Origin of the sequence: Vibrio intestinalis (assembly GCF_025195085.2) — a bacterium.
Lineage (GTDB): Bacteria > Pseudomonadota > Gammaproteobacteria > Enterobacterales > Vibrionaceae > Vibrio > Vibrio intestinalis.
The window spans coordinates 19,679-31,523 of record NZ_JANAVY020000026.1 but is presented as its reverse complement, the minus strand read 5'-3'; the positions used below and the strand labels follow the sequence as shown (position 1 = coordinate 31,523).

The 11,845-nt window shown below is 44.4% G+C and carries 12 protein-coding genes; 5 read left to right on the top strand and 7 right to left on the bottom strand.

Features of this window, described 5'->3' with window-relative positions; genetic code table 11:
* Positions 1-139: 139 nt before the first annotated feature.
* Positions 140-1,168 carry a dihydroorotase gene (gene pyrC, locus MU515_RS19805; protein ID WP_260262138.1) on the bottom strand — a complete coding sequence of 343 codons (1,029 nt, stop codon included), beginning with the start codon at positions 1,166-1,168 and terminating at the stop codon, positions 140-142.
* Between the two features lie 425 nt (positions 1,169-1,593).
* On the opposite strand from pyrC, the gene MU515_RS19800 reads away from it, so the two are divergent.
* Positions 1,594-2,190: an acyl-homoserine-lactone synthase gene (locus MU515_RS19800; protein ID WP_260262137.1), complete on the top strand. Its 597-nt coding sequence runs from the start codon at positions 1,594-1,596 to the stop codon at positions 2,188-2,190.
* Positions 2,191-2,211: 21 nt separating this feature from the next.
* Here the strand turns inward: MU515_RS19800 and MU515_RS19795 are convergent, their stop codons facing one another.
* Positions 2,212-2,934 carry a LuxR family transcriptional regulator gene (locus MU515_RS19795; protein WP_260262136.1) on the bottom strand — a complete coding sequence of 241 codons (723 nt, stop codon included), beginning with the start codon at positions 2,932-2,934 and terminating at the stop codon, positions 2,212-2,214.
* A gap of 110 nt (positions 2,935-3,044) precedes the next feature.
* Entirely contained in the window at positions 3,045-3,944 is a 900-nt protein-coding gene (locus tag MU515_RS19790; protein WP_260262135.1) for a DMT family transporter, read from the bottom strand.
* A 97-nt stretch (positions 3,945-4,041) separates the two neighbouring features.
* Between MU515_RS19790 and MU515_RS19785 the strand changes: the two genes are divergently transcribed.
* Together MU515_RS19785 and MU515_RS19780 are read left to right on the top strand one after the other, a co-directional pair.
* Positions 4,042-4,833 carry an AraC family transcriptional regulator gene (locus tag MU515_RS19785; protein ID WP_260262134.1) on the top strand — a complete coding sequence of 264 codons (792 nt, stop codon included), beginning with the start codon at positions 4,042-4,044 and terminating at the stop codon, positions 4,831-4,833.
* Positions 4,834-4,961: 128 nt separating this feature from the next.
* Positions 4,962-5,924: an NAD(P)H-dependent oxidoreductase gene (locus tag MU515_RS19780; RefSeq protein ID WP_260262133.1), complete on the top strand. Its 963-nt coding sequence runs from the start codon at positions 4,962-4,964 to the stop codon at positions 5,922-5,924.
* An 81-nt stretch (positions 5,925-6,005) separates the two neighbouring features.
* On the opposite strand, the gene MU515_RS19775 is transcribed toward MU515_RS19780, so the two are convergent.
* Positions 6,006-6,929: a M14 family metallopeptidase gene (locus MU515_RS19775; protein WP_260262132.1), complete on the bottom strand. Its 924-nt coding sequence runs from the start codon at positions 6,927-6,929 to the stop codon at positions 6,006-6,008.
* Between the two features lie 198 nt (positions 6,930-7,127).
* On the opposite strand from MU515_RS19775, the gene MU515_RS19770 reads away from it, so the two are divergent.
* Complete coding sequence (locus MU515_RS19770; protein ID WP_260262131.1) at positions 7,128-8,486, top strand: alpha-amylase family protein; 1,359 nt, start codon at positions 7,128-7,130, stop codon at positions 8,484-8,486.
* A gap of 72 nt (positions 8,487-8,558) precedes the next feature.
* Here MU515_RS19770 and MU515_RS19765 read toward each other — a convergent pair whose 3' ends face one another.
* Complete coding sequence (locus MU515_RS19765) at positions 8,559-9,155, bottom strand: AraC family transcriptional regulator (protein ID WP_260262130.1); 597 nt, start codon at positions 9,153-9,155, stop codon at positions 8,559-8,561.
* 179 nt (positions 9,156-9,334) lie between these two features.
* On the opposite strand from MU515_RS19765, the gene MU515_RS19760 reads away from it, so the two are divergent.
* On the top strand, positions 9,335-10,435 hold the full coding sequence (locus MU515_RS19760) for a 1-acyl-sn-glycerol-3-phosphate acyltransferase (protein WP_260262129.1): 1,101 nt from the start codon (positions 9,335-9,337) through the stop codon (positions 10,433-10,435).
* Positions 10,436-10,508: 73 nt separating this feature from the next.
* Here MU515_RS19760 and MU515_RS19755 read toward each other — a convergent pair whose 3' ends face one another.
* Together MU515_RS19755 and MU515_RS19750 are read right to left on the bottom strand one after the other, a co-directional pair.
* A complete protein-coding gene (locus MU515_RS19755) occupies positions 10,509-11,105 on the bottom strand; it encodes a hypothetical protein (protein WP_260262128.1) in 597 nt (198 codons plus the stop codon).
* A gap of 145 nt (positions 11,106-11,250) precedes the next feature.
* The gene (locus MU515_RS19750; protein WP_260262127.1) at positions 11,251-11,547 is read right to left on the bottom strand and encodes a YfcZ/YiiS family protein; all 297 of its coding nucleotides are present in this window, start codon (positions 11,545-11,547) and stop codon (positions 11,251-11,253) included.
* Positions 11,548-11,845: the final 298 nt, after the last annotated feature.

The window sequence follows — 11,845 nt, the reverse complement described above, 5'->3', positions numbered from 1 at the left end:
CAAGTTGGCTTTCTAAAGGCATAAAAAAATCCGATATTAGTTTCCTAATATCGGATTTTGAAGCTTTTTGAGGATCGGTCAAATGATCTCAAAAATTTCTTAACTGATCGGCATTACACCATAAAGGTGGCTTTGTCGTTTATTCAACAGTCCAAGTAATCTCTTCACCGGCTTTAATTGGCACAACAATATCTTGGCCAAATGGCATGGTTTGCGGTACTGGCCATGATTTATGAGTCAGGGTTACCGTATCAGTATTACGAGGAATCCCGTAAAAGTCCGGGCCATTGTGACTCGCGAACGCTTCTAGGTTTTCCAGCTTACCTTCTTGCTCGAACACTTCTGCATACAGCTCTAATGCTGCGTGCGCGGTGTATGAACCTGCACAGCCACAAGCGGCTTCTTTTTTGTCTTTTGCGTGAGGCGCTGAGTCAGTACCTAAGAAGAACTTCTTACTACCACTGGTTGCCGCCGCGACAAGCGCTTGTTGGTGCGTGTTGCGTTTTAGGATTGGTAGGCAGTAGAAGTGTGGTTTGATACCACCAACAAGCATGTGATTGCGGTTGTACATTAGGTGGTGAGCTGTGATCGTCGCCGCAACATTGTCATTTGCTTGAGCGACAAAATTAGCCGCATCCGCTGTGGTGATGTGCTCTAGAACAATTTTAAGGTTAGGGAAATCATTAACGATTGGTGCCAGTACTGTCTCTAGGAACTGTTTCTCACGGTCAAAAATATCGACATCGTGCGTAGTGACTTCACCGTGGATCAGTAGCAACATGCCCACTTCTTGCATTGCTTCAAGTACGTGATAAATGTTCTTTGCCGAAGTTACACCTGAATCAGAGTTGGTTGTAGCCCCTGCTGGGTATAGCTTAGCAGCCACAACGCGGCCTGAGGCTTTCGCTTTGCGAATCTCATCTGGTGTTGTGTTATCAGTTAGGTAAAGTGCCATCAGTGGCTCAAATTGCTCACTTGGCTTTTCTGCCATGATACGTTCGCGGTAAGCGAGCGCCATTTCAGTGGTAGTAACAGGTGGGATGGTATTTGGCATGATCAGCGCGCGACCATTGTAGCGGCTAATATCACGCACTGTATCTTTTAGAACCTCACCATCACGTAGGTGAACGTGCCAGTCGTCAGGGCGTGTAATCGTATGTGTCGTCATTGTAGCTCCCACCATTAATTCGTTGTCTGATTGGAGCCTAAACAGTTGGTCTGCATAGCAAACGCTTACGCTTAGGCGACAGGATGATAGTGGAAAGAGGGTAGGATTTCATCCCCTTTTTCACATTTGCTTTCGATTTGCTGATAAATCAGCCAAACGTTTGCGTTTGGTTTGAGCAGACAGGGGAGAAAGAAAAGATGAGTCGCAAATTGACTAAGGCCCTTGATGAGCAATTTCATCAGGGCCTTTAGTATGACTGATTAATATTCTATAGGGTCCGTTTAAGCCAACTAACGGTTAGTACAGTCTTATTAATAATAAAGTAGATTAGTGAAAATATAAGCTGCCCGATCGGACAGGTTGTTATCATTTCTATTAGTTTAGATGCTTATCCCCAGACTATATCTAAATGGGAGATAACAACAATGACACTGTCTGTACATTCTTACAATTACTCCTCTATTCCTGAGCGTGATTATCACAATTTGCTTGCACTGCGATACAAGGTATTTGCGAAGCGACTGAACTGGGAGCTAAAAGTCAGTCATAACTGTGAAAGCGATGAGTACGATGTCGAACGAGCAGATTACCTGTATGTGAAAAGCGATCATGATGGAATCGTAGGCTGCTGGCGAATTCTGCCCACTACGCAAGACTACATGCTTAAAGATACCTTCTCAGAGCTGTTAGGTGAGCAAGTCGCACCTCAAGCAAGCCGAGTGTTTGAATTAAGCCGTTTTGCAGTAGATAAAGATTTTTCAAAGAAAAATCCGGGGGTGAGTGATGTCACTTTAACCATGTTTCAGGCGCTATATCACTACGCAGAAAGTCATGATATAGAGTCGTATGTCACAGTGACTTCGGTGGGGATTGAGAAGCTGATTACTCGCATGGGTATCCCAAATCAAAGGGTAGGCGATCAGCAGGTGCATTTGCTTGGCAATACGCGTTCAGTGGTGTTGTCTATTCCTATGAATCAGCAATATCAAACGGCGGTAGGGTTACTGAAACGCGCTTCTTAATGGTATGCCATGATGTCGTGGCTAATAGTGGGGGAAAATATACCCCCCCACTATGGCTTTAGAGATTGCTTGATAGCGATTTACTGCTCCCAACTTTTGGCATACGTTGCTGAAGTGAAATTTTACCGTCCGTTCTGAGCAGCCTAATATTTTGCTGATTTCCCAAGTGCTTTTTCCTTCCGATGCCCAAGATAACACTTCCGTTTCACGATGAGTTAAATGCACTTTGTTACGAGCAAGCGGCTCACGTTGGGTAATGGCGGGAAGGTTTTGTGAAATAAGTGGGACAAACAATTGTGACAGCATGAACTTATCAATGTTGGCATTGAACGTTTCCACATCAGAAGTGGCAAAACTCAACATGCCAAACTCGCACTGAGGCCCATGGATAGGAATGCTGAATCCTGCATTTAACCCGTTGACACGAGCTTCCTCAAATAGGCTAGAACCATTTGGTACTAGATCGTGCGCATTTTCCCAATTAATCGGCAATGCGTTTTTGGCGCTGTATTGAACGATGGGATCAATATGAATGAATCCGGATTGGTCATATTGCTCTCGCCAGTCTGATGGGTAGCTATCGATGATCAGGGTATTGTTGTCGGCTAGTGAAGGGGATAAAGATAGACCGAGTAAGAAATACTCATTTTCCAACCTATAGTTTAGTTTGGTTAATAACCCAGTGAGCTCGCTGACTGAGTGAATTTTTTGGTTTTCTTGAACTAGGCGTAATATCTCTTTCATCTGCAACCCAATAAATAGCATTGTGTGTTTTATAACAAACTCCACCAAAGAAAGGGAGCAAGATCACTCAAACTACTTAGTGGGTCACATTTGCCCCTAAAACTCGCGTGCTAAATCGCCTCTTTATTGAGAGGTGGAGGGCTGAGTTTGGCTTTACGTTTAATTTGCGAAAGCAATACGCCACCGATTACCATCAACCCGCCGATCAGGTGATAACTGTGAATAGTTTCGCCTAATAACGTTGCTGCAAGCGTTACCGCCACTACAGGCAATAGGTTCATAAACATAGCGCTAGAATCAGCACCGATAACATCGATCGCTTTTACCCACATCCAAGGCGCGATGATTGAAGCGGCAACGGAAGCATAGGCAATTAAGGGGAGTGACGCTTTTGGCGCGATTAGCGTGTCGCTGGTTAGCCATAGTGGGGTTAACATCGCAACGGCAAATAAGCCTTGCATATATATCACCACCCAGTTGGAAAGAGGCATTTTCCAGCGTTTGAGTAAAACACAGTATGCGGCATAACAGATAGCTGCCAACACCATTAAACCATCACCTTGGGTGACTTGTTGATCAAGAAAGAACAGTACTTCCCCTTTACCCAACATGTAAGAAAGCCCAACTAAAGAGATCGCCCCACCGATAATGCTAAGCGGTGAAATGGCCTTACCTAGTAAAGGCAAGCTCATGAATACGGCGAGTAGAGGGACAAGCGAAGTGATCAACGACATGTTGGATGCGGTCGTTGTTAGCCCCGCGTAGTAGCCAAGAGACTGATTTAACACCATGCCCAACATTGCAAGAAACGCTAACTTTGTAAGGTGAGGTCGAACCTTGTCCCATTGTTTGATGACTTGCGGCAGACAAAATGGTGTTAATAGCAACATCGCGACGAACCAACGGTAAAAACTCATCGCGCTAGGTTCGATAGCCGATGCAGCAAGTTTGTTGACGATGGAGTTTCCGCCCCAAATACAAACAGTCAACAATGGTAGAAGGTAGATCATGAGAAGCTCGTCGCAAACAATAATGGCGTGTAGTGTCGCAGGTCTGTATAATTGCAAATATCTCTAGGAAGACATTGCGCGTTTTAGGAAGACAAGTTTGAGAAAATCAGCAAAACACCTCCATCCCTCGTTATCTATCGACGAAGCTCCATCTGATGTATTTATGAATTTTGAAGCGTTTCTGTCGAACACTGAAACTCGGGTTCATAGCCACCCTTGGGGGCAAATACAGCTGATCAGTGGCGGTATTTTAGAAATGGAAGCGGAAGATACGCGCTTTCTTGCTCCGCCTCATCTCGCCATTTGGGTGCCTGCTGGAGTTATGCATACCAGTTTCAACCGCAAACCTCTTTCTTACTGTTCACTGAATATTGCAGGCCATCTAACAGGGCAGTTTCCAGCGAAAACGAGCTTAATTCGGGTGACACCTATCGTATCCGCCATTATTGATGATTTTCGTTCACGCAAAGTGAATGTGGCGAAGAGCGAAGCGGATCAGCGCTTAGTGCAAGTTTTGTTAGATCAATTGGCGACGCGAGATACTCAGCATCATTTCTTACCATCAAGCGACCATAAGTATTTAGCACCGATCTTAACTGCAGTGGAAGAAGACCCGACAGATTCAACGCCATTGTCTGAATGGGCGGCCAAAGTACATACCACGGAACGAACCTTAGCCCGTCACTGCCAAACAGAACTTGGGATGAGTTTTACCGAGTGGCGCTTAAGGGTTCGTTATCTCTATTCAATGGATTTGTTGCAAAAAGGCCACTCAGTGAAAGATGTCGCTCTCACGTTGGGCTATAACCAAGCAAGCCCATTTATCTCGATGTTTAAGAAGTATTCAGGCCAAACACCGGAGCAGTACAAAAGTAAATTGCTCGGCTAATGAGACTCACGTCCCCTGTAATATTGTTAGGTATAGCCTAATAAAGACTTTGATAAAGACCATCTAATCCTAACGGTTAGATGGGAGTAATATGCTCTTAACCACTTTAGAACCATGTGAGATGAGTTATGAGCAAAACCCTAGTTATTTCAGGCCACCCAAACCTAGCCGAGTCTTATACCAATACGGTGATCATTGATTCACTGCAGGCTGAGTTAGATGATGTTTCTGTACGCTGCTTAGATGTCCTTTACCCAGACTACAACATTGACGTAGAAGCAGAGCAAGCCGCGCTGATTGAAGCCGACGTAATTGTACTGCAGTTTCCGTTCTACTGGTATTCAGTGCCTGCGCTGATGAAAAAGTGGATTGATGACGTGATGAGCTTTAACTTTGCCTATGGCCCAGAAGGCGATAAGTTAAAAGGTAAGGATTTCTTCTTATCATTTACGATTGGTGGGCCTGCTGAGTCGTACGATCCGCTTGGATACAATCACTTTACTGTTGAGCAGTTAGTTTTCCCGTTGCAACAAACGGCTTACCTCGCCGGAGTGAACTATCACAAGCCTGTTTATTCGCACCGTATGGTTTACATCCCAAATATCTATAATGAGTTGGAAGATGTTCAAGCGCGAGCGCGAGTCCATGCTGCTCAATTGGTGAGTGAGATTGAAAAAGTGACGCTATCGGATGAAAGCCGTTTACGTAAGTTTGTTGCAAATTGGTTTGCACAGTTTGATTTACTGCCAGAGCAGGATGATTTCTTTGTGCAGTCACTGGCTGAAGATGTTGTGATGACGATGCCTGAGGGTAACTTCGTTGGGCTTGCAGGATTCAAAGATTGGTACCAGCTTGCGCGTCAAACATTCAAGCCTGATTGTGTTCATGATATTGAGCAATTTGAACTGAAAGCGACAGAGACAGGTTATCAAATTGAACTGCGTATTCGACTAAAAGCGGAAACCTACCCTGATTCTTCAATGAAAGGGGAAACCATCGAATTGCCAGTAAACGAGACGTGGCATGTATCGCTAGATGAGGAAGGGAAGGTTTGCATTCATGACTATAAAGTCGTGCCAGTGGTAAGTTAAAGTCCAATGGGCTAATTACTCCGAAACCGCAGCTTAACTTTAGTAAGTGCTTCATCAAACGATGAAGCACTTTTGTTTTTGCTATTTATTGAGGTAGTTGATCACGTAGTCGAGGCCACCAGTAATGGCAGCAACTTGCGCTTGATTGCATTCATGATCGGTTACTTTAGGGCTGTCAGGGTACACTTCGGTCGTTGTACCAAATTGACAGTTTGTCACGCCACCACACAAGCCTAGCTTGACCATAGGGTAGAGAATTACGCCATTTTGTACCACATTAGAACCAATGATTTCACCATTGTCATCTGCAGGAGCAATGTGAGTCACTTTGGCCACAGAGTTAATAACAGCAGCTTGAAAATCTAGCTGAGGGTTTTCGCTATCACCAACGGTATAAAAGCCATCGGGAACGGCTTCTTCAATATAGGCTTCGCCGTCTCGAGCAGCCAATGCTGGGCGAAATTCCGATTCATCGGTATCTGTGGTTTCGTGTAGGTCAAAGTGAACCAATACATCCCCCAGTTCAGCTACCATTTTACGCAGCGAAGCCGCTTCTTCTGAAGGTGAATTAGGGTAAAAAGATCGATTTGGATCGATAGCGAGTGGGTTCCAGCGGTTAATGGTTTCATAACCCCAAGGGCTTACACACGGGGCAACTACAATATTGAAGTATTGGCTATAGTGTTCCATGCGCTGCTTTGCAAACTCCAACGCGCCTTGAACGCCGCTTGTTTCATAGCCATGAACACCGCCCGTGATCAATACTGTCGGTTTGGCTGGGTGCCATTGCTGCGATTTAATACAGTAAAGTGGGTATCGCTTAGGATCGTAGGATAGAGCGCCATACTGCTCGATAGTAAATGTCTCTTCCAATGCGTTAATTTTTGGCAGCACTTCTTCACTGTATTCACGGTGAATTTTACGCTCAGCACGCCACTGCGCACGTTCAGTGTCAGACCAAGGAGTGCCAGGTGTACCAATAGGGTAGCTAAATTCAGTTTTCATAGTGTTAGCGTCAATTCGTAGGGGAAGCATAGAGAATATCGAGCGTTGAGAGGAACTGCAATCAATTAAGGCTGAGGTCTACGCCTGATTTCTACTACAGCAAAAATTGATAAAAGGCTGAACAAATCCAAATACGCTTCCTTATAATACAATACCTTGGCTATATGGAGTCGGAATTTGAGGAGAAGGAAAGAGTCTATGACGTCCGCACTGCGCAGTAATGTCATCCTGCATGTATTTGATTGGCCCTATCAAATGGTGACACAGTACGCTGCTGAAATTAGTCAATTGGGATACCAATCGGTTTTGATATCTCCACCGATGAAATCGTTCAAGCACCCATCCGGCACGCCTTGGTGGCAGCGTTATCAGCCACAAGATTATCGCGTGATAGATAACCAACTGGGCAACCTTACCGAGCTGAAGGCGATGATTGCCGAGCTAAATCTGCATGATATTCAGGTTTATGTTGATGTGGTATTTAATCACATGGCGAACGAATCTGATTTGCGTGAAGACCTCCAATACCCAAGCCAACAAGAGATGTCGGATTACCAATCCAATGCGCAGTATTTCCAACAGCAATGTTTGTTTGGTGATTTAAGCCAGCCTCTATTTACTGAGGATGATTTTGTTGAAGCCTTTGGTATTGAAGATTGGCAAGACAAATGGCAGGTTCAAAATGGTCGCATTACCGGTGGGCCTGAAGACCCAGGATTGCCGACTTTAAGAGGTAACGCCCACGTTGTTTTGCAGCAGCAAAGTTATATCAAAGCATTAAGAGAGCTTGGTGTTAAAGGCTTTAGAATCGACGCGGCTAAGCACATGAGTTTGGATCATTTAGCTCATGTCTGGAATGATGATGTCTGTAAAGATGTTCACATCTTTGGTGAAATCATTACTGACGGCGGGGCAACCAAGCAAGAGTACGAAACCTTTTTGCAGCCGTATTTAGAGCAGACGCAGTTAGGGGCTTATGATTTTCCGCTATTTCAAACGCTATACGATGCGTTGCAAACCAAAGGAAGCTTCAAAAGCCTTATTGACCCATATAGCTTAGGTCAGGCTCTTGAAGAACATCGGGCAGTGACGTTTGCCATTACCCACGATATTCCTAACAACGATGTGTTTGAAAACCTAGTGCTTGAAGAGGCTGAAGAGTGGTTGGCTTACGGCTTTATTCTTGGCCGCGATGGCGGTGTGCCTCTGATCTATAGCGATTTGGACACCAGTGGCGTGACAAACAGCGAATCAAAACCTCGTTGGTTATCGATGTGGCGAGAGCCTAAATTGGCCGCGATGATTCAGTTCCACAATCAGATGCATGGTTGTGCGATGAAGGTAGTGGAAGCATCCGATGATCTCTTGGTATTTACCCGTGGTGAGCAAGGGATAGTGGTATTGAATAAATCGACTCGTCCACAAACTGTCTCTATAGTGGCGAATGGTCAATGGCGTGAGTGCCTATCGGACGCGCGATATGTGATTGATGGAGAGCGCTTAGAATTCAAAATTGCTGCGAAAACATGTGCGATGTTTATTGCCGAGAACGACTAGTTACTAATTGCAGTAGTGCACTCAAAACAAAGCCCAATCATCGCTGATTGGGCTTTGTCGTATCTAAACGGGTTAGCCTAAAATGGCGCTTTTTAATGACTGGTACGCCGCTTGATCGCCAGCAAATAGCTGCTCTATCACCTGATCTTCTTTCTTTCCAGAAAGTAGCCATTTACGCGCTTCGCGCAATTGCAGTACCAGTTGATAATCTTTCGCTAGGCTTGAAGGTTTGTTTACCGACCAATGGTTGATTTGTTGGCTTAAAGGGCTGTTTTCAAGCTTAGGCTTAAGCTGAGAAAGTTCATCAAGCATAACCGTCAATAAAGCTTGTTTCTGTTGATGCTCAGTTAAAAGCGCTAAGCGATTCATCAGCGCAGCGGCCAGCTCATTCAGCGCTACATAGCCGCCGTTAGCTGGCAGGCGCTTGGTGACACGGCAAGAGACTTCAATCGTGCTGACTTTCGTCTGCGGGAAGAAGGTTAGAGCGGTTAGGCTATCAAAAGGTAACCACAGGGTTTGCCCCTCTTCAATGGCATACTCTTGTTTGCCTAATCTCGCCAGCACTAACCCTTGCTCTACACGGAGCAATGTATGTTTTAACAATTTCTTACGAGAAGTGATTGATAAAAAGTGATGTTCTGTTGTCTGATGAGATATAGAGTAGTGCATGGAAAAACTCAGCCATTTTCGGGGCGCTAAGATTACCGCTAAATGGAGTAAAAAGCTATTGTCAGCCGTGGGTGGTCAGTGAATTCTGGTCTGACCTTATCAATAATGTGCTCACTTTAGCTGTCAAGAGCGGTTTCTATGCGTAGAATGGCGGCGATTCGAACCTAAGTTAGTGAAACATGACTGTAAATACCGACCCTTACATTGATATTCGTCCATACAATGACGATGAGATCCCAGCGGCAATCGATCGACTGATTCAAGATGATGAGTTTATTGATGCAATTCTTCAGCACCGCTTTTCTAACCATGCGCCTTGGTTTAAGGCCATGATGACGCCGCTTGTTAAAGTGAATCTCAAATTCAAATGGAGCAAGTTAAACTCGGTTGAAGCAATTCAATTAGAGGTGAAAAAATACCTCCAGCAGACTTTAGATAGCACAACCCGAGGCGTTGTATACAGCGGCTTAGATAAGCTTAATAAGCAAACTTCTTACCTTTTTGTCTCTAACCACCGTGATATCGCAATGGACCCTGCGTTAGTGAACTACGGTCTTCATCAAACTGAGCACAAAACAGTACGTATTGCGATTGGTGATAACTTATTGAAGAAACCGTGTGCCACTGAGCTGATGAAATTAAACAAAAGTTTCATCGTTAAGCGTTCAGCTAAAGGCCCGCGAGAAATGATGAAAGCGCTAGGCACACTATCGTCTTACATCAAACACTCTCTTGATACGGGTAACTCGATTTGGATTGCACAAAAAGAAGGCCGCGCGAAAGACGGGAACGACTTTACCGATCCTGCAATTTTGAAAATGTTTCATGTAGAAGGTCGCAAACAGAAAGTCGCGTTTCCTGATTACGTCAAATCTCTACGAATCGTTCCGGTTTCGATCTCTTATGAGAACGATCCATGTGATATTGCTAAAGCCAACGAACTGTATGAGAAAGCGGTGAATGGCAGCTACGAGAAGGGCGAGTTTGAAGACATCGAAAGCATTATCCAAGGTATCATCGGGGATAAAGGTCGAGTGCATGTGGCCTTTGGTGATGTGATTGACCAAGATTTTGATACGCCAGATGAGTTGGCGGCCGAGATTGACCGTCAAATCCATGAGAACTACAAGTTGTTTCCGATTAATCAACTAGCAGCCGGTGATGAGACGCTTGGTCCACAGGTAAGCGCTGTGTTAAATGAAAAATTGGCGCAGTTACCAAAGGGTGCGCATCAATACTTGATTGATAGCTACGCAAACCCTGTTAAGAATCAGCAATAAGAGTTAATTAGATAACAAGTAAAAGAGCAGCGATATCGCTGCTCTTTTTTATTGGATTGAGTTTAACGTCAGTTTAAGGTGCAACTGCGCCACCTAAGGTTAGATTCTCTGGCCACTGGCTGATACGATTGCCACCTAAGTAGATATTGCCGTTGACGGTCATCGTGGTTGGGAACGTTGTGATCTTCGACCCGCCAATAAACAGGTTGCCTTCAACGACAAGTCCTTCTGGCAGCTCGGTTATCGGGGCTCGAATTAGGCTTAAATCCCCTCTGACTCTTAATCGATTGGGTAATCTCTCTAGTGGCGTATCAGTAAAATTAATATAGCCGCCGACTCGAATGCCTCCCGGCCAGCGTTTAATCTGACTACCGAGAAAGTTTGCATAACCACGTATTTTTGTTCCCTTGGAAACGACAGTTAACTGGCTATTGGATGCGTCTAAACTGCCTTCTACCTGTAACCCTTTAGGTAGGCGCTTAATTGAGGTTTTAGCGATATTGAGGTTACCCTTTACCATTAGCCCATCAGCTAATTGGGTATAAGGTTTGTTGCGCAGGTCAAGATTTCCATAGTTATCAAGGTGGTTGAGCATACGATAATGATCAAGTACCTGAGCGCTGGCTGAACTGGCAATTAAAGTCAGTGCTAGTGATATCGCTTTAAACATATAACACGGCAAATAAGAAGACACCGCGACAGTATCGGTAACTGTTTTGGATAGGTCAATAAGTTAAGCGAAGGAATAAAACAAACTGGAAGTGGGGTTAGGCTTTGCGACAATAAAACCGCGGGCGATTACCCGCGGCTCTGAATTAGCGCGTTAGTGAGCGTGTTTTCAATTCGAAGATAAGCTTTTCAGCACTTACTTCAAACTTAAAGCGAGCAGTCAGCTCTGTTGAGTCAGCTTCAATCGGCGTTGATTCAAATTCTACGTTAGCGCAAACTTGCTTTGCTAGCTCTGCGTATTTTGCTAGTTCAGCATTTAGTAGTGCTTCACCTTGAGCCAAAATGGTCACTTCAGCGACATCATCACCTTCTTTGATGATGAAACCCATTTCACCTGCGCAGCCACATGCTTCACATACTTGAGCTTCTTGTTCTGTACTCATCTCTAAATCCTCTTACAAAAGTTGTTGTTATTTTATCGAGATATTTGAACTTAATCCATAAAAACGAGTCAATATAAGCTAGAGTAAGAATGGCATGTTGTATTGCGATGATGTTGTAAAAGACAGTAGTAGCTAGCTTTTTTGTGAGGTTCGAATGTGATCTTGCTCATATTGCGTTAATGCAGAATGTCATTCTTATGTCAGAATGCCATTCCCTTAGTTGTAACTAGGCTACATTTATAAGATTATCTGTTGTTCAATATAACAAATAGCCATAAATGACTCGTATTTTCATTTA

What these genes read in the sequence shown, in the direction of transcription:
- pyrC (WP_260262138.1), bottom strand. Translation starts at nt 1,168, where the DNA reads ATGACGACACATACGATTACACGCCCTGACGACTGGCACGTTCACCTA.
- MU515_RS19765 (WP_260262130.1), bottom strand. Translation starts at nt 9,155, where the DNA reads ATGCACTACTCTATATCTCATCAGACAACAGAACATCACTTTTTATCA.
- MU515_RS19790 (WP_260262135.1), bottom strand. Translation starts at nt 3,944, where the DNA reads ATGATCTACCTTCTACCATTGTTGACTGTTTGTATTTGGGGCGGAAAC.
- MU515_RS19770 (WP_260262131.1), top strand. Translation starts at nt 7,128, where the DNA reads ATGACGTCCGCACTGCGCAGTAATGTCATCCTGCATGTATTTGATTGG.
- MU515_RS19750 (WP_260262127.1), bottom strand. Translation starts at nt 11,547, where the DNA reads ATGAGTACAGAACAAGAAGCTCAAGTATGTGAAGCATGTGGCTGCGCA.
- MU515_RS19800 (WP_260262137.1), top strand. Translation starts at nt 1,594, where the DNA reads ATGACACTGTCTGTACATTCTTACAATTACTCCTCTATTCCTGAGCGT.
- MU515_RS19780 (WP_260262133.1), top strand. Translation starts at nt 4,962, where the DNA reads ATGAGCAAAACCCTAGTTATTTCAGGCCACCCAAACCTAGCCGAGTCT.
- MU515_RS19795 (WP_260262136.1), bottom strand. Translation starts at nt 2,934, where the DNA reads ATGAAAGAGATATTACGCCTAGTTCAAGAAAACCAAAAAATTCACTCA.
- MU515_RS19755 (WP_260262128.1), bottom strand. Translation starts at nt 11,105, where the DNA reads ATGTTTAAAGCGATATCACTAGCACTGACTTTAATTGCCAGTTCAGCC.
- MU515_RS19775 (WP_260262132.1), bottom strand. Translation starts at nt 6,929, where the DNA reads ATGAAAACTGAATTTAGCTACCCTATTGGTACACCTGGCACTCCTTGG.
- MU515_RS19760 (WP_260262129.1), top strand. Translation starts at nt 9,335, where the DNA reads ATGACTGTAAATACCGACCCTTACATTGATATTCGTCCATACAATGAC.